Below are 16,490 nucleotides of genomic sequence, written 5' to 3'. Positions count from 1 at the left end.
AAATGTACAATTTGGCAATAGATTACCATTGACCAAACTTTGGATCTCTAGTAAAATACAAGATGGTTTTATGACGGAAAAATTGAGACTTCAGCTATATAAAATACAAAAAGAGGAAGCGAGACGAAAGGTAAATGAATAATTTATTGATTTTAGGCGCTGGCGGCATGGGGCATATGATTCAGGAAACGGCTCTGCAGATCGGGTATGAGAGTGTTGCATTTTTAGATGACGCCAAAAAAGGAAAAGATATCATTGGAAAATGCTGTGACTATGAGAATTTTCTGCAGTCTTATGATACCGCGGTAGCGGCCTTTGGGGACAACAATATGAGGCTTTGCTGGACGGAACGTCTGATGGAAGCAGGATATCAGGTGCCGGCGATTGTTCATCCATCTGCAGTGGTCAGTCCGAGCGCGGTGATCGGAAGAGGAAGTTTTGTGATGCATCGGGCTGTAGTGAATACCAACACGGTGATTGAGCATGGTGTTCTGGTGAGCAGCGGGGCGGTCATTGATCATGATTCGTATATTGCAAGTGGTGTCAATATTGGTCTTGGGAGTATCGTAAAGGCAAATTGCACCATTGCTACCGGTGTGCGAGTAGAAGCCGGAGATGTGATTTTTTCTACCAGAAGAAAGATCGATGGAGTAGATAATCGGAATCTGGAAGATGCCATCTATGCATTTGGTTTTGGTCCGAAGTGCAGCTATGTGAAACCTTTTGGTGCAGGGCATATTAATGAGACGTACGCGGTCTATATGCCGGGAGAAGAAGGCGATGAGCTTGCCTATGTGCTGCAGCGGGTGAACAGCAATGTGTTTAAGGATCCTGCGGGAGTGATGGAGAATATTTTCGGAGTTACCGAGTATCTGCGTGGTGTGATCCGGGCAGAAGGCGGAGATCCGGATCGGGAGACACTCTCTTATATTAAGACGAAGGATGGATGTAATTATTTTGAGGATGCAGAAGGAGAACCGTGGAGATGTTATAATTTCATCGCGGATTCCATGTGTTATCAGTTAGTAGAAGATCCTGAGCAGTTCTATCAATCTGGAAACAGCTTTGGACATTTCCTCAAGCAGCTTGGAAATTATCCTGCCTCTCGATTGATTGAGACGATTCCGGATTTTCATAATACGGTCAAGAGATATCATGCATTTGAGGTGGCAAGAAAACGGGATCTGAAGAATCGGGCGGCATTCTGTAAGGAAGAGATTGCTTTTGTACAGAAGAGAGAGAAAGACTGTGCGGTTTTAGTCAGACAGCAGGAGGATGGTACGCTGCCGCTTCGCGTGACGCACAATGATACGAAGCTGAACAACATTTTGTTCGATTCTGAGACGAAGAAGGGGCTGTGTATTATTGATCTGGATACAATTATGCCGGGACTTGCGGCAAATGATTTTGGCGATTCGATTCGTTTTGGAGCGGCGACAGCTGAGGAGGATGAGAAAGATCTCAGCAAGATGCATTTCGATATCGGCCTGTATGAATTATTTGCCAGGGGCTATTTGGAAGAGACCAAGGATGTGCTGACAGAAGCGGAGATTCAAAGTCTTCCGTGGGGAGCAAGAGTGATTACTCTGGAATGTGGAATCCGTTTCTTAACGGACTATCTGCAGGGGGATACTTACTTTAAGACGGATTATCCGGAACATAATCTAGTGCGTGCGAGAACGCAGTTTAAGCTGGTAGAAGAGATGGAGCAGCAGTTTGAGAAGATGCAGGAAATCGTGATTCAGTATGGAGGTTGTAAGTAGACGGATGAATGAAAGAATAGAAGCGGCAAAAATGGAAAGAGAAGAGATGGAGATTGACCTTCTGGAGATCGCTCGTCTGTTATGGCATAAGGCGTGGGTGATCTTGCTGTGCCTGATTATAGGAGCGGGTGCGTTCGGCGCATATACAAAGTTCCTGGTGACACCGAAGTATACGGCGTCTTCTATGATCTATATCTTAGGTGAGACAACAAGTATTACGTCTGTAGCAGATATCCAATTGGGAACCCAGTTGACGGGAGACTTTACCACACTGGCCAAGAGTCGTCCGGTTCTAGAAGAGGTTATTGAGAAGGAGAATTTGGACATGTCTTACGGCGAACTTTCAGCAGCTGTAACGATTGAAAATCTTCCGGATACACATATTTTGAAGATTAGTGCGACGGATACGGACGCTGAGCAAGCGAAAAAGATCTCAAATGCGATGGCTGAGGCTACCGCAGAGACGATTGCAAATGTTATGGCAACCGAGCGGCCAAGTATTGCAGAAAAAGCGCTGAAGCCGTCTGCGCCTTCCAGTCCGAATTTTATGAAGAATCTGTTAATGGGAGGTTTGATTGGAGCTGCTTTTGCCATGGCGGTTATTATCATCAGGCATTTGCTGGATGATACGATTAAGACAGAAGAAGATGTAAGAAAATATCTGAAGCTGAATACGCTGGCATCTATTCCAATGGAGAAAAAGTTAAAGCATAAAGGGAAGGCGGCATAATGAAGAAGAACCCTAGAAGAATCCTGGGCGTGATTCTGCTTGTTTTGGCAGTGGCGTGTCTGGGAGGGTTGATCTATTATAAAGTATCGCAGTCGTCAAAAGAAGATGTCTATCAGAAGGTTCAAAAGACGGTGGTGGATAAAGAAAAGAAGCAAGAGGAAGGACCGGAATATGTAAGTCCAATTGACTTTGAAGAACTTCAGAAGCTGAATGCAGATATCTATGCCTGGATTGAAATTCCGGGAACTGCGATCAATTATCCGGTTGTTCAAAGTCCGGATGACGATGGGTATTATCTGAATCATACTATTGAGGGACAGGAAGGATATCCGGGGGCAATCTACACAGAACGCCAGAATGCAAAAGATTTCAGTGATTATAATACGGTGATTTATGGGCACAATATGAAGGACGGAAGTATGTTTATGGGACTTCATGCCTATGAGGATCCACAATATTTGAAAGAATATAATGAGGTGATTATTTATACGCCGAATCATCAGTATACATATCGGATTTTTGCAGCGGTGATTTATAATAACCGTCACATCCTGAATAGTTATGACTTTGGAAATGAGGAGCAAAGGCAACTATATCTGGATTCTATCTATGCGAGCCGAACGATGCAAAGCAGTATTGATGATTCTGCGGAAGTAGATACCCAGAGTAAGTTATTGACACTTAGTACCTGTATCGGCGGGCAGCCGAATCAGAGATTCCTGGTGGAGGCAGTGTTGACGAATGAAAAGTAGTAAGAAAAGAACGTGGATCACGATTCTGCTGATCCTGGCAGTCTGTATAGTGGGTGTAGGGATCTATCTGGCAGAAAGCAGGGGAAAAAGCGAAGAAGCCGTCTCTGATGCGGAGGAGATTGAGACAGATACCGTTGTTTACCAAGGGAAAAAGTATCGCTATAATTCCGATCTGGAGCTGATTCTTTTTATGGGAGTAGATAAGTCGGAATCCATATCTTTACAGAATCATGCGGGAGCGGGAGGGCAGACAGATACCCTCTTGTTAGCGGTATTGGATCGGGAGCAGGAGAAGGTGCAGATGGTGTCGGTCTCCAGAGATACCATGACGGATGTTAAGATCTATGATGAGTCAGGGGAATATCTGGCGACGGAACATGCACAGATCGCGCTGCAGTATGCATATGGAACCAGTGCGAAGCGAAGTATCCAGATGACGAAGGAAGCGGTTTCAAATCTTTTATATGAGGTTCCAATTCGTTCCTATGTGTCTTTGAATGTAGAGGGAATTGCACCGATCGTAGACGCAATGGGAGGGGTTACCCTTACGATTCCAGAAGATTACACTATGATCGATCCAGCGTTTACGCAAGGGAACGTGCTTACATTAAACGGCGCACAGGCAGAAGCGTATGTCCGCTATCGGGATCAGGCGGTGACCGGAAGCAACACGCAGAGAATGGAGCGGCAGAATGAATTCCTGCTGGCATTGTTCCAACAGCTGAATCATGCCGGGTTAAAGAGCCAGGACGGGTTTCAGTGGATTTTTGACAGCGTGGGAGACTATCTGGAGACAGATTTGACGGCGAAGGAGATGCAGCGCTTATCAGAATATGAATTTCAAACGGAGATCATAACGCTTCCGGGTGAAATGCAGGCAGGAACGGAACATGATGAATATGTGATTGATGATGAAAGATTGTACGATTTGGTGTTAAAATTATTTTACAAACCAATCGATTGATGTTATACTATACAAGAATGAATCATAGTAGGATATTCAAAAATGTTTTTGGACAAAGATAAAAGATATATGGAGGAATGAGCATGAAAAAACATGTAAAAAAACTGGTGGCAGCCATTTTGGCAATGACAATGGTATGCGCAATGGGAATGACGGCATTTGCTGCGAAGAGCCCGGCTTCTAGTGGAATTGTGAATAAGGTTGTATCAGCCGTTGATAAGAATGGAAATGCAGTAAATGTAGAGATTCAGGAGATGCCGCAGGAGTATCAGGAAGTGGCAGCTCAGATCAGAGATATCAATACAATAAAGGCGCTTTTGGGAGACCGTTTCGTAGAAGGAATGGAAGTGATTGATGTACGCAACGTAGTCGTTGTTGGAGATGAAAGCCAGGTTAATTGGCCGATCGACATTACATTTGAAGTTCCGAGCGTGCTGACGACAACTAAGGTTGCTGTGCTTCACTATTCTGACGAGAAGCAGGCATGGGAAGTGGTACCAAGTAAGGCAGGAAAGGGTACAATTACAGCAACATTTGACAGTCTTTCGCCGGTTGCATTTATCGTAGATAAGAATACATCTGCAAGTGCAGTTGGAAATGGTAGTACAACATCTCCAAAGACAGGAGAGGGTATGGTAGTTCCATTCCTTGGAACAGCGGCAATTGTATTGGCTTTAGGAGCTGTCATCTGTCTTCGTAAAAGAGAAGTAAAATAGATCATATCTGAAAATTCTCTTTCTGGGATGTTTCTCTCAGAAAGAGTTTTTTGGTCTATAGCCTTTTTTATAGAGGAGGAGTATGGCGAAGATGATTTTGACAGATATCCATTGTCATATGCTGCCGGGAGTAGATGACGGTGCAGCGGATGTAAAAGAGTCGATGGCGATGTTGAAAAAAGCATATCGTGATGGGGTGAGACGGATCATTGTAACACCGCATTATCGCCGGGGAATGTTTGAACCTGACCCCAGGAAGGTGCTTCACCGGTATGAAAAAGTTAAGGAGAAAGCGGCGCAGATCGGGGCGAATGGAATTGAACTGTATTTAGGATGTGAATGTCACAGATACAGTGGAATGGCGCAGGATCTAAGAAAAGGAATTCTTCCAACATTAGCAGAAAGCCGTTATGTATTAGTAGAATTTTCCGGTATTGATCCGTATTCACGAATACGGGCCGTAATCTATGAACTGACAAGTGCGGGATTTGTTCCGATTATTGCACATGTAGAAAGATGTCGGTGTATGGCAGAACATTTGGATAATGTGCAGGATGCGATAGATCTTGGAGCTAAAATCCAGGTGAATGCAGCTTCTATGTTAGGAAAGCATGGTAGGCAGTTGAAACGATACTGTAAGAAATTGATGAAACACAAGATGATTGACTATATCGCATCAGACGCCCATGATTTAAAGGTGCGTCCTCTGCTTTTAAGGGAATGTGCGGATTATGTAGAGAAAAAGTGGGGAAGAGACACGGCGAAAAGAATTTTTGTAGAGAATCCTTCTGAAATCATCGGTAAAAAATAGGAGATTATAAGAGATATGAAGAAGACAACGATCGAATTAGAATCTTTAAATTATGCGGCAAAAGAAGAATTGAAGACGCTTAGAACTAATATTTTGTTTTGCGGAAGTGATAAGCAGGTTATTATGGTAACGAGTGCTGTGATGGGGGAAGGAAAATCACAGATTTCCACACGGCTGGCAGTTTCTCTTGCAGAACTTAAGAAAAAAGTTCTATTAATTGATATGGATCTGCGTAAGTCTGTTATGGTTTCCAGATTGAAGGCACAGGGGATTGATAAGGGATTGACGCATTTTCTGTCTGGGCAGGGCACGATGGCGGACGTCGTTTATTCCACGAATGTTCCGAAGCTTCATATGATTTTTTCGGGTCCATATGCACCGAATCCTACGGAACTTCTCTCAGGAGAACGGTTTCAAAAGATGTTGAATTCTCTGAAAGCGTTGTATGATTATATTATTATTGATGCGCCGCCGCTTGGGATGGTTGTAGACGGTGCGATTATTGCAAAGAGCTGTGATGGCGCTGTGATGGTATTAGAGTCAGGTGCAGTAAAATATCGTTTGGCACAGAGAGTGAAAGCGAAGCTGGAGGATGCCGGATGCCCGATTCTTGGAGTAGTTCTTAATAAGATAGACCGAAGGAAGACCGGAGGTTACTATGGAAAGTATTATGGCAAGCATTACGGCAAGTATTATGGGGCTTCGGATGCAAATGCAGAGAAGCTTCACGAAGATGCAAAACGCCATAATTTGGAGGATGATATTCGTAGGGATCTGCAGAAATAAGATTTTAATGAAAATTAGAGAAAGTAAAAGCGTACGGGAATTAATCCTGTACGCTTTTTATATTGCTGATATCAGAATCGATCATCAGAGAGTAGTTGGTGTAATAAACGACGAATCCGGGTTTTGATCCGTTTGGCTTTTTCACATGTTTTTTTTCAATGTAATCAATTTCAACCTTATCACTGCCACGATTCTTGGAGTAGTAGGCGGCGAGTCTTCCGGCCTCTTCAAATGTGCTGTCGGGCAGTTCGTCTCCGTTTGTTTTTACGATGACATGAGATCCGGGGATCCCTTTCGCGTGAAACCACCAGTCATTTCCGTTGGCGAAAGAGAAAGTGAGTTCTTCATTCTGCAGGTTGTTTTTTCCGACATACATATGATAACCGTTGCTGGAAATATAATGAAGTGGTTTGCTGATGAGTTTTTCTTTCTTCTTCGTAAATTTTCTGCGGACATAACCGGTCTGAATCAATTCCTCTTTGATCTGGGCAAGATCGGCTTCTGTTATTGCAATATCCAATGCATTACTGATGGACTCTAGATAATGGATGTCATCTGAAGTTTCCTGAATGAGTTCCGAAAGAGCCTCGAAGGTTCGTTTCTGCTTGTTGTATTTATGAAAATACTTCTGAGCATTTTCAGCGGGCGTCATAGTCGGATCTAAAGGAATGGTAATTTCTTCATTCGTATAGTAATTAAGCGCTGTCAGTTCCTTGGATCCGGGAGCGAGGTTGTAACCGTAAGTGTGAATCAGTTCTCCGTAGACTTTATAGCGGTCTCGGCCTTTAGTGTCGTTTAATTGACGCGTCTGAAGATCGTATTTTTTCCGGTTTCGTTCCAGTGAAGTCTGCACTACGTGGCGAAGATCTGCGCTCTTTTGCCGGATTCGGGTCTGTGTGCTGCGTGTTTGGTAGTATTCAAACAGCAGTTGAGAAATGGAAGAAAATTCCCGTGCCGTATCAGAAGGATACTGGGGCAGAGGGAGTGCAGAGAATTCTTTCGGTGTATTTCCATTATAATAGATGACCGGTTGGAAGCGTCCGTCGTGGACTTGTTCCATATAGTAATCGAATTGACGGTACAGATGAAGCAGCTGATCGTCGGAAAGGTCACCAGCTGTCCGTTCGGATTCGATACCTGCAAGTGCGCAGATTCCTTCGGCTGCGACCGGACTGATTCCGGTAAAGCTGGTGTAGAGAGCCTTGCCAAGAGAGGATGGTTTCTCTCTTAGAGCAGAAGCGAAGGTTTCTTCATCTGTTTTCAGAGGGTTGTGCTTGGTCATTGTATCTGGGATGAAGTAGGTTCGGCCCGGAAGTACCTCGCGTACGGAGCTCATTTGGGCAGATACGTGTTTGATGCTGTCTAGAATCATTCCTTCTCCATTACAGAAAATAATGTTGCTGTGTTTTCCCATGATTTCCACGATTAGTTGTTTCCTACACAGGTCGCCCAGCTCGTTTAAGTGTTCAATCGTAAACTGAATGATCCGTTCCAGACCGGGCTGGCTGATTCCAACGATTCGGCCATTACCGATATGTTTGCGAAGTAGCATGCAAAAACCCGGTGCGGTCATCGGGCTTGGTTTGTTTTCTTCTGTTAGATAAATCAAAGGGAGGGAAGCGCTGGCTGATATGCAAAGGCGTCTTGCTCCCTGAGGGGTCTTGATTGTAAGCAGCAGTTCATCGGCTTCCGGCTGTGCAATCTTAGCGATTCTGCCGCCTGTAAGCTGGTCGGAAAGCTCGTGAGTGAGCGCTGCAACTGTAATTCCGTCAAATGCCATATTGTTTCCTTTCCAAAGGGTATTCGCCCTATCATCTGCGTAAAAAAGTGTTCGCAGTGCACTAGCTCGCGAGCAAAGCTCTCTCGCTAGAGGACATGCGCCCTATCATCTGCGTAAAACAGACTCTAGTCTGCAAGCAGCCTATTTCTGTTTTTCACAGATGGCACTGCTTAATGTTTATACTATATCACAGTTGACGGAATATGCCAAATGACTTATAATTATTTATGGCAATTGAGGCTGTGATTCATAGATCCATTAATGATAAGAAGAGGTTTCTAGTATGATAAAGAGTATGACTGGCTTTGGACGCTGCGAGATATCTGCAGGAGAACGTAAATTCACCGTTGAGATGAAGAGTGTGAATCATCGTTATCTGGATGCGAATATTCGTATGCCGAAGAAGCTCAATTTTTTTGAAACGGCAATTCGTAATCTGTTGAAGCAGCGGGTGCAGAGAGGTAAGGTGGATATTTTTATCTCTTATGAAGATTTTTCGGAAGGCCAGGTGGCACTGAAATATAACTCTGCGCTTGCAGCGGAATATTTGTCTTATATGAAGCAGATGGAAGACGAATTCGGGCTGGAGAATGATATTCGGGTATCTGCACTTTCTCGCTATCCGGAAGTGCTTACGATGGAAGAGCAGGTGGTTGATGAAGACGAGCTCTGGAATGGGCTGAAGCAGGCTCTGGAAGGAGCAATTGTACAATTTGTGGAGACCAGAAGCCAGGAAGGGGAACGTTTAGAGCAGGATATTACCGAGAAGCTGGACGGACTTTTGGAACTGGTGGGACAGATTGAGGAGCGTTCACCGAGGATTATTGAGGAATATCGTGGTAAGCTGGAAGGTAAAGTGCGGGAACTTTTGGAGGATACGCAGATTGAGGAAAGCAGGATTGCGGCAGAAGTCGTACTTTTTGCAGATAAAATCTGTACAGATGAGGAAGTGGTGCGGCTGAAAAGTCATATCGTGCATATGAAGGAAACACTGAAATCCAATGAAAATGGAATTGGACGCAAGCTTGATTTCATTGCACAGGAAATGAACCGGGAAGCGAATACCATCCTTTCTAAGGCAAATGATTTGGAAGTGTCCAACATCGGTATCAGCTTAAAGACAGAGATCGAGAAGGTCAGAGAGCAGATTCAGAATATTGAGTAAAAGGAGTTAATCCATGGAGAACAAAGGAATTCTGATTGTAGTATCGGGTTTTTCCGGATCCGGAAAAGGTACGATTATGAAGAGACTGTTGGAGAAGTATGATAACTATGCGTTGTCTATTTCTGCCACAACTAGAAGTCCCAGACCGGGAGAGGAAGACGGGCGGGAATATTTTTTCCGAACGGTGGAAGAATTTGAAAAAATGATTGCGAAAGACGAACTGATAGAGTATGCTAAATACGTGGATAATTACTACGGAACACCGCGTGCATACGTAGAAGAGCAGCTTCAGTCAGGCAAAGATGTGATTTTGGAGATTGAAATTCAGGGGGCTTTGAAAGTCAAAGAAAAGTTTCCGGAGACGCTGCTTTTGTTTGTGACACCTCCTTCGGCAAAGGAATTAAAGAACCGGCTGGTAGGCCGGGGAACGGAGTCGATGGACGTGATTGAGTTCCGTATGAACCGTGCAAAAGAGGAAGCAGAAGGGATGGACTGCTATGACTACCTGATCGTCAATGATGAGTTGGAGGTCTGCGTAGAGGAGGTTCACCGTATCATCCAGGGAGAACACCGGAGAAGTTTCCGTAATGCGGCATTTATAGAATATATGAAAGAGGAATTGAAAGGAGAGTAATGTTATGTTACACCCATCTTACACAGATTTGATGAAAGTAGTGAATAAGGACGTTGAGGAAGGCGAGACAAAGGTTGTCAACAGCCGTTACTCTATCGTGATGGCTACGGCGAAGAGAGCGAGAGAGATTATTGATGGCTCAGTACCGCTGGTTCCGGTAAAAGACGGTGAAAAACCGCTGTCTGTAGCAATTGATGAGCTGAACCAGGGTAAGATCAAAGTCGTAGGAGAGGAAGACTAATCCTTCAGATATGTAGTTAAAGCGGGGCAGATGCCGGGAGGTATCTGCCTTTCTTCAAAGTAGTAAATAAGAAGAAAAAGAAAAGGAGACGATGTATGAACATTCTATTTATATCCCTGGGATGTGATAAGAACCTGGTAGACTCGGAAGTGATGCTGGGACTTTTGGATTCCAAAGGGTATCAGATCGTAGATGATGAGACGCTGGCAGACATCATTGTCGTGAATACCTGCTGCTTTATCCACGATGCCAAGGAAGAGAGCATTCAGACGATTCTTGACATGGCGCAGTATAAGACGGAAGGACGTTTAAAAGCGCTGGTAGTGACAGGATGCTTAGCACAGCGTTATCAGCAGGAGATTTTAGAAGAGATCCCAGAAGTAGATGCCGTGCTTGGAACTACGTCTTATGACAAAATTGTGGATGCTGTAGAAGAGGCGCTGGAAGGACAGGGACATGTTAAGATGCAGGATCTGGATGCGCTGCCATTGGTAGAAACTAAGAGACTGGTAACCACGGGAGGACATTTTGCCTACTTAAAGATTGCAGAAGGATGCGATAAACATTGTACATACTGCATTATTCCGAAGATCCGTGGCAATTATCGCAGCGTTCCGATGGAAAGGCTGATCAAAGAGGCGCAGGAACTGGCAGATCAGGGTGTGAAAGAGTTGATTCTGGTTGCCCAGGAGACTACGGTGTATGGAATGGATCTTTACGGAAGAAAGTCTTTGTCGAAGCTTCTTAGAGAACTCTGTAAGATCAGCGGTATTCGGTGGATTCGGATTCTTTACTGTTATCCGGAAGAGATTGACGAGGAATTAATCCAGACGATCAAAGAAGAACCGAAGATCTGCCATTATTTGGATTTACCGATCCAGCATGCAAGCGATGGTGTGTTGAAACGAATGGGAAGAAGAACTTCAAAGGCACAACTGGTGGAGATTATTGGAAGACTGCGTCAGGAGATTCCGGATATTACACTTCGCACCACATTGATTACCGGATTTCCGGGAGAGACGAAGGAGCAGCACGAGGAACTGATGGGATTCGTAGATGAGATGGAATTTGAACGTCTGGGAGTGTTTACGTATTCTCAGGAAGAAGATACACCGGCTGCTGGATTTGAGGATCAGGTGGAAGAAGAGGTGAAAGAAGATCGTCAGGCAGAAATTATGGAGCTTCAGCAAGAGATTGTATTTGAACAGGCCGAATCCATGATTGGAAGAGAGGTGCTGGTGATGATCGAAGGAAAAGTAGCCGATGAAAATGCCTATGTAGGACGGACTTACAGAGATGCACCAAATGTAGATGGATTGATCTTTGTGAATACAGAAGAAGAACTGATGTCCGGGGATTTTGCAAGAGTTAGGGTAACCGGAGCAGCAGAATATGATTTGATAGGAGAGTTGATATCATGAATTTACCAAATAAGTTAACCGTACTTCGAGTGATTATGGTCCCGTTTTTTGTGTTTTTTATGTTGACAGATGTGGGAGGAGCGGCAAATAAGTGGATTGCCTTGGCGCTGTTTTGTATTGCAAGTCTGACGGATCTTTTGGATGGCAAGATTGCAAGAGCGAGAAATCTGGTAACCAATTTTGGAAAATTTATGGATCCGCTGGCGGATAAGCTGTTGGTATGTTCTGCTATGATCTGTATGATTCCATCTGGAAAGCTGGCAGCATGGTTTGTTATTGTGATTATTGCCAGAGAATTTATTATCAGTGGTTTCCGTTTGGTTGCGTCTGATAATGGAATTGTAATAGCGGCAAGCTACTGGGGAAAATTCAAGACCGTTTCTCAGATGGCTATGATTATCGTTTTGATTCTGGATCTTGGTGGCGTATTTGATGTGATTGGAACAGTGTTGATTTGGGTTTCCCTGATTCTGACGGTGGTATCTCTGATTGATTACGTGGCAAAGAATATCCAGGTACTGACACAGGGAGGAATGTAACGTGACGGTAGAACTCATTTCGGTAGGCACAGAGATTTTGCTTGGAAATATTGTGAACACCAACGCAGCTTATCTTGCGGAGCAGTGCGCGGCTTTGGGGCTGTCTTGTTATTATCAGACTGTCGTTGGAGATAACGAGGAACGGATGGAGGCGACAATCCGTCAGGCGGTGTCCCGATCAGATGTAGTGATTCTAACAGGAGGTCTGGGACCGACGAAGGATGATCTGACGAAGGAAGTTACAGCCAAAGTGTTCGGAAGAGAGTTATATGAAGATCCTCATTCCCGTGCCCGGATTGAAGAGTATTTTCGCCGGGGACATGCCGGGAAAGTGACGGATAATAACTGGAAGCAGGCGATGGTGCCGGAGGGAGCGAAAGTAATTGATAATGATAACGGGACGGCTCCTGGGCTGATTCTGGAAGGAGAAGCAATTGCAATTTTGATTCCGGGACCACCCAATGAGATGAAGCCGATGTTTGATAAAAAAATCGCTCCGTATCTCAATGCATTGCAGCCGGAAGGAATTTACTCCAGAATGGTAAAGATTTGCTCTGTCGGGGAGAGTCGGGCGGAGACGATGATTGCGGATCTTATGGATCAGCAGACGAATCCCACGATTGCACCGTATGCGAAGACGGGTGAAGTACACCTTCGGGTTACTGCAAAGGCAAAAAGTGAGGCGGATGCAGAGGCGTTAATGGAGCCGATGCTCCAGGAACTGAAAAGTAGGTTTGGCGATCGGATCTATACGATGGAGGAAGATGTAACGCTGGAAGAGGCGGTTGTTCGCCTGCTGGAAGAGAAGCATTTCAGCGTTACGACAGCAGAATCTTGTACCGGAGGGCTTCTTGCAGGAAGACTGATGAACGTACCGGGAGCTTCTAGTGTCTATAAAGAAGGCTTTATCACCTATTCAAACGAGGCGAAAGAGCGGCTTTTGAATGTGAATCGGGAGACCTTGGTTCAGTATGGAGCAGTCAGTCCACAGACGGCTATTGAGATGGCACAAGGAGTGGCAAAGGTGGCAGGTGCAGATGCGGCTATCAGTGTTACCGGTATTGCAGGACCGGGCGGCGGGACGAAGGAGAAGCCGGTAGGACTTGTTTATATTGGCTGTTATGTCAATGGCCGGGTACATGTAGAAGAATGTTTCTTCCATGGAAACCGGGAGAAAAACAGAGAATCGGCAGTGGCAAGGGCGCTGACCGTCCTTCGTAATGAATTGCTGCATGAATAGAAGAGAAATACAACAGGAGGACGCCAGATGGAGACGAGGTTGCTGGGGGCGGAAGAGGCAGGCGCCGTACTTCCATTAGTGAAAGATAAGATTGAAGATACTTTGTATCAGCAGATTGTTGAAGATTACAGGCAGCAAATACTGGTTATCTTCGGAATCTTTGATGAGCAGAGAGTCTGTGGCGTCTCGGCGCTAAAGAAGGACGGACAGGTGCTTTTGGTTTACGTGATGGAAAATTGCCGTCGCCGGGGTGTTGGAAGTATGCTTCTTTGGAGCATGTACCGATATTGCGCAGCTGTGTTTCGGGTTCCTGTTATAAGTGTATTGTCGCCATCCGAAATGACAGTCTTCTTCCGTAAGCTTGGTATGCAGACGGAAGGTATGCATATGTCGGAATCAGGCCAGGAAGGCAGGGAAGGCAGGGAAGGAGACGTGAAGATCAGGCTGGTGATGCAGGTACAGCCGGAGACTCCAGCCTCTCCTTTAAATTCCAAGACGCCAGTGATTATTGCAGTAGTGGTTGGCGTGATTGCAGTCTGCCTGGTCATCTTTGGCGTGGCCGCAGCAACAAAGCGGATATTTTTGGAGTTACAGGAAAGTGCTTTGGAGCAGCTTCCTTATGGACTGGAAGAAGAGGGCGGATTCTACGGAGAAGGAGAAGATCCGGGCTTGGAAGGATTTCCGGATGCCGGAGGGGATTATGAAAGCGTTGAAGATAGCACAACAGGGATGGCAGCGGTTCCTTCTTATATCGATGAAGATCTCTCTTATGAGATTACAGATCAGTCCTATGACTATACAGATAATGAGAAGGAGACAACTGTTATTACCTTCCAGGTAGGATATCCGGAAGTGACTGGACTTTCCAGCAAGAAGGTGGAAAAGAAGGTGAATGATGCGATTCGTTCCTGCGCAATGGAGACGGTGGATAAGATTTATATAAATCCTTCGGAAGAAATCAAAGAGAGGGTTCTGTCATCTCAGACTCCTATGCTTGCCAATTTGGTAGAGAGTAAAGTGACTTATGCTACGGAAGGTCTGATTTGCGTGATGTTTTCTGATGCAAGTTATCAGGGAGGCCCGGAATATTTTGATGAGACGATGCGGGCATGCACCATTAACCTGGAAAGTGGAGAAGTATACGAACTTTCCGATATTATGGAACTTTCCGATTCTTTTGTGGAAGCATGGATTACGGGAATGCAGAAAGAGACGGGAAAGAATGCATTTTTGACGGAATTAAGTCTAAAGGAACTGCAGAAGCTTCTGAGTGGAAAAGAAGAAAGCGGAATCTACGATGTGGAATTTTTCCTTGATCGGGATGGAATTGAAATTGGTTTGAATTTTAATTATCCACCGGAAGATCCCCATGATCTTGGCTATTCCTGGGTGACGGCCCCATTTTCTTATAAAGAGATTAAACAGTATATTTCCGATAAAGAGTTTTGGAATCTTCTGGGATAAAGGAGGATGTGTATGCAGATAAGAGATTTGACTGGCGAAGAGATAGAGCGTGTATATCAAGAGACTGCCGGCAGTATCTTGGAGGGCTTTCCCTTCGTAAATGATTTCTCTAAGATAAGGGAAAAGGTACAGCGTGGGGAAATCATCTTTGCTGGGGCGTACCAGGAGGGCGATGGCAGTCAGGAATTATTTGGATTGGGAGCGATAACCAGTTCCGGAGAGATCTTCGGGATTTACGTGCGAAAGATGCATCGTCATCATGGCGTAGGAACGGCTTTGTTGGATGCGCTGTGCAGAATGTGTCAGGGGCGTTTTTCCGTAATGCGTATGAACGTAGAAGCGCCGTCTCACCTAATCCCTCTTTTCCAGAGAAGTGGATTTGTCTGCTGTGGTTCGCTGCAAGAGAGAGAAGGAAGATTCTGGGCTTCTATGGAGCGAATTATGCCACTGGTGGCAGAAGAGCCTTCGGCAAAGAAGACGAGCAAAGGAACCATTGGTGTGATCATAGGAATATGCGTGGTGGTCTTGATCCTTTTGATAATCATCGTTCTTTTGGGCGGAAGACTTCTAGGTGAGCTTGGCAAGAATCAAAGGGAACAGGTGCATCAGAATCCTGGTTATCATAAGCAGGAGAAATATGATTGGGAAGAAAAGCATACGCCGTCACTGGATGAGGCAGGGGATTCCAAGCAAACGGATCGGTCGTCTGAAGATGAACTTGCGGACATTGAAGTGTATGAAGCGCCGGTATCTTATGCTGTTCGTACCGAGAAATATGAGAAAAAGTCAGAAGAGACGAAATTGTCGGTTGACTTTGACATTGAGTATCCGCAGGTGGAAGGGCTTCCAAGTGGTAAGGATCAAGAAGTAAACCAGATTTTAAGAGATGCAGCGATGAGCAGTGCAGATCTTTTCTATCTGCAGCCCGCTGAAGAAGTGCAGGAATTCTTCAGCAGTCAGGAGAATCTTTATCTGGCAAGTGAGGTGGACTATAAAGTTACTTATATGGATGAAAATCTGTTGAGTGTGGTGTTCACGGATCATTATTTTTTAGGCTCTATGTATCTGGAGTATTCAGATTTGCGGGCAAGGATTATCAATTTGGAAACGGCAGAGCAGTATGAGATAGAAGATCTGATCGTCTCCTCACCGGAATTGATACGTCGTTGGAGAATGGGAATTCTTGACCAGAATCCGGACAGTTATCCGGGCAAGGAGCTGGAGGACAATGTATATGAGCGAATGCTGACAGGAGAAATCGTGGATGGTCGGTATTTCGCAAATCTATTTTTAGATAAGAATGGCGTATGGATCGGATTTACCTATGCGTTCCAAAGTGACGATGGGCAGCGGATCGAAAGAGGATGGACAACAGTGCCGTTTGCGTGGAAAGAGTTTGCCCCGTACGAATCCGATCATAAAATGTGGGATATTCTGAAAAAATGATGCAAAGTGACAATTGACGAATCTTGTAATATATGAGA

The 16,490-nt window shown here is 44.9% G+C and carries 16 protein-coding genes; 15 read left to right on the top strand and 1 reads right to left on the bottom strand.

Annotated features, from left to right (window positions below):
* Positions 1–134: 134 nt before the first annotated feature.
* The 7 genes from WKT00_RS02980 (at position 135) to WKT00_RS02950 (ending at position 6,522) form a co-directional block, all read left to right on the top strand.
* Positions 135–1,763 carry a PglD-related sugar-binding protein gene (locus WKT00_RS02980; RefSeq protein ID WP_173815055.1) on the top strand — a complete coding sequence of 543 codons (1,629 nt, stop codon included), beginning with the start codon at positions 135–137 and terminating at the stop codon, positions 1,761–1,763.
* Between the two features lie 4 nt (positions 1,764–1,767).
* On the top strand, positions 1,768–2,493 hold the full coding sequence (locus WKT00_RS02975) for a YveK family protein (RefSeq protein ID WP_101694747.1): 726 nt from the start codon (positions 1,768–1,770) through the stop codon (positions 2,491–2,493).
* On the top strand, positions 2,493–3,245 hold the full coding sequence (gene srtB / locus WKT00_RS02970; protein WP_101694224.1) for a class B sortase: 753 nt from the start codon (positions 2,493–2,495) through the stop codon (positions 3,243–3,245). Before WKT00_RS02975 ends, srtB begins: the two co-directional genes overlap by 1 nt.
* On the top strand, positions 3,235–4,209 hold the full coding sequence (locus WKT00_RS02965) for an LCP family protein (RefSeq protein WP_101694225.1): 975 nt from the start codon (positions 3,235–3,237) through the stop codon (positions 4,207–4,209). Before srtB ends, WKT00_RS02965 begins: the two co-directional genes overlap by 11 nt.
* A gap of 83 nt (positions 4,210–4,292) precedes the next feature.
* Positions 4,293–4,925 carry a hypothetical protein gene (locus WKT00_RS02960; protein WP_101694226.1) on the top strand — a complete coding sequence of 211 codons (633 nt, stop codon included), beginning with the start codon at positions 4,293–4,295 and terminating at the stop codon, positions 4,923–4,925.
* 82 nt (positions 4,926–5,007) lie between these two features.
* The gene (locus WKT00_RS02955; protein ID WP_242962618.1) at positions 5,008–5,736 is read left to right on the top strand and encodes a CpsB/CapC family capsule biosynthesis tyrosine phosphatase; all 729 of its coding nucleotides are present in this window, start codon (positions 5,008–5,010) and stop codon (positions 5,734–5,736) included.
* A 15-nt stretch (positions 5,737–5,751) separates the two neighbouring features.
* On the top strand, positions 5,752–6,522 hold the full coding sequence (locus tag WKT00_RS02950) for a CpsD/CapB family tyrosine-protein kinase (RefSeq protein WP_101694227.1): 771 nt from the start codon (positions 5,752–5,754) through the stop codon (positions 6,520–6,522).
* Between the two features lie 40 nt (positions 6,523–6,562).
* On the opposite strand, the gene WKT00_RS02945 is transcribed toward WKT00_RS02950, so the two are convergent.
* Positions 6,563–8,302, bottom strand: coding sequence for an Rqc2 family fibronectin-binding protein (locus WKT00_RS02945; RefSeq protein WP_340260831.1), 1,740 nt, complete (start codon positions 8,300–8,302; stop codon positions 6,563–6,565).
* 283 nt (positions 8,303–8,585) lie between these two features.
* On the opposite strand from WKT00_RS02945, the gene WKT00_RS02940 reads away from it, so the two are divergent.
* From WKT00_RS02940 to WKT00_RS02905, 8 genes are all read left to right on the top strand, one after another.
* Entirely contained in the window at positions 8,586–9,467 is an 882-nt protein-coding gene (locus tag WKT00_RS02940; protein ID WP_101694229.1) for a YicC/YloC family endoribonuclease, read from the top strand.
* Between the two features lie 13 nt (positions 9,468–9,480).
* Positions 9,481–10,101 carry a guanylate kinase gene (gmk, locus tag WKT00_RS02935; protein ID WP_101694230.1) on the top strand — a complete coding sequence of 207 codons (621 nt, stop codon included), beginning with the start codon at positions 9,481–9,483 and terminating at the stop codon, positions 10,099–10,101.
* Between the two features lie 4 nt (positions 10,102–10,105).
* The gene (gene rpoZ / locus WKT00_RS02930; RefSeq protein ID WP_101694231.1) at positions 10,106–10,342 is read left to right on the top strand and encodes a DNA-directed RNA polymerase subunit omega; all 237 of its coding nucleotides are present in this window, start codon (positions 10,106–10,108) and stop codon (positions 10,340–10,342) included.
* Between the two features lie 95 nt (positions 10,343–10,437).
* A complete protein-coding gene (rimO, locus tag WKT00_RS02925) occupies positions 10,438–11,763 on the top strand; it encodes a 30S ribosomal protein S12 methylthiotransferase RimO (protein ID WP_340260827.1) in 1,326 nt (441 codons plus the stop codon).
* Entirely contained in the window at positions 11,760–12,302 is a 543-nt protein-coding gene (gene pgsA, locus WKT00_RS02920; protein ID WP_101694233.1) for a CDP-diacylglycerol--glycerol-3-phosphate 3-phosphatidyltransferase, read from the top strand. The genes rimO and pgsA overlap by 4 nt, the downstream gene beginning before the upstream one ends.
* Position 12,303: 1 nt before the next feature.
* Positions 12,304–13,542: a competence/damage-inducible protein A gene (locus WKT00_RS02915; protein ID WP_340260824.1), complete on the top strand. Its 1,239-nt coding sequence runs from the start codon at positions 12,304–12,306 to the stop codon at positions 13,540–13,542.
* A 27-nt stretch (positions 13,543–13,569) separates the two neighbouring features.
* Positions 13,570–15,006: a GNAT family N-acetyltransferase gene (locus tag WKT00_RS02910; RefSeq protein WP_340260822.1), complete on the top strand. Its 1,437-nt coding sequence runs from the start codon at positions 13,570–13,572 to the stop codon at positions 15,004–15,006.
* Positions 15,007–15,018: 12 nt separating this feature from the next.
* Positions 15,019–16,452 (top strand): GNAT family N-acetyltransferase, encoded by a 1,434-nt coding sequence (locus tag WKT00_RS02905; RefSeq protein WP_340260820.1) that lies wholly within the window; start codon positions 15,019–15,021, stop codon positions 16,450–16,452.
* The last annotated feature ends 38 nt before the right edge of the window (positions 16,453–16,490 follow it).

Origin of the sequence: Dorea sp. ICN-14282 (genome assembly GCF_037890115.1) — a bacterium.
Lineage (GTDB): Bacteria > Bacillota > Clostridia > Lachnospirales > Lachnospiraceae > Dorea_B > Dorea_B phocaeensis.
This window is presented reverse-complemented; position numbering and strand designations above follow the sequence as displayed.

Excerpts from the sequence above, each read along its gene's own strand:
- WKT00_RS02980 (WP_173815055.1), top strand. The coding sequence starts at position 135 with ATGAATAATTTATTGATTTTAGGCGCTGGCGGCATGGGGCATATGATT.
- WKT00_RS02975 (WP_101694747.1), top strand. The coding sequence starts at position 1,768 with ATGAATGAAAGAATAGAAGCGGCAAAAATGGAAAGAGAAGAGATGGAG.
- srtB (WP_101694224.1), top strand. The coding sequence starts at position 2,493 with ATGAAGAAGAACCCTAGAAGAATCCTGGGCGTGATTCTGCTTGTTTTG.
- WKT00_RS02965 (WP_101694225.1), top strand. The coding sequence starts at position 3,235 with ATGAAAAGTAGTAAGAAAAGAACGTGGATCACGATTCTGCTGATCCTG.
- WKT00_RS02960 (WP_101694226.1), top strand. The coding sequence starts at position 4,293 with ATGAAAAAACATGTAAAAAAACTGGTGGCAGCCATTTTGGCAATGACA.
- WKT00_RS02955 (WP_242962618.1), top strand. The coding sequence starts at position 5,008 with ATGGCGAAGATGATTTTGACAGATATCCATTGTCATATGCTGCCGGGA.
- WKT00_RS02950 (WP_101694227.1), top strand. The coding sequence starts at position 5,752 with ATGAAGAAGACAACGATCGAATTAGAATCTTTAAATTATGCGGCAAAA.
- WKT00_RS02945 (WP_340260831.1), bottom strand. The coding sequence starts at position 8,302 with ATGGCATTTGACGGAATTACAGTTGCAGCGCTCACTCACGAGCTTTCC.
- WKT00_RS02940 (WP_101694229.1), top strand. The coding sequence starts at position 8,586 with ATGATAAAGAGTATGACTGGCTTTGGACGCTGCGAGATATCTGCAGGA.
- gmk (WP_101694230.1), top strand. The coding sequence starts at position 9,481 with ATGGAGAACAAAGGAATTCTGATTGTAGTATCGGGTTTTTCCGGATCC.
- rpoZ (WP_101694231.1), top strand. The coding sequence starts at position 10,106 with ATGTTACACCCATCTTACACAGATTTGATGAAAGTAGTGAATAAGGAC.
- rimO (WP_340260827.1), top strand. The coding sequence starts at position 10,438 with ATGAACATTCTATTTATATCCCTGGGATGTGATAAGAACCTGGTAGAC.
- pgsA (WP_101694233.1), top strand. The coding sequence starts at position 11,760 with ATGAATTTACCAAATAAGTTAACCGTACTTCGAGTGATTATGGTCCCG.
- WKT00_RS02910 (WP_340260822.1), top strand. The coding sequence starts at position 13,570 with ATGGAGACGAGGTTGCTGGGGGCGGAAGAGGCAGGCGCCGTACTTCCA.
- WKT00_RS02905 (WP_340260820.1), top strand. The coding sequence starts at position 15,019 with ATGCAGATAAGAGATTTGACTGGCGAAGAGATAGAGCGTGTATATCAA.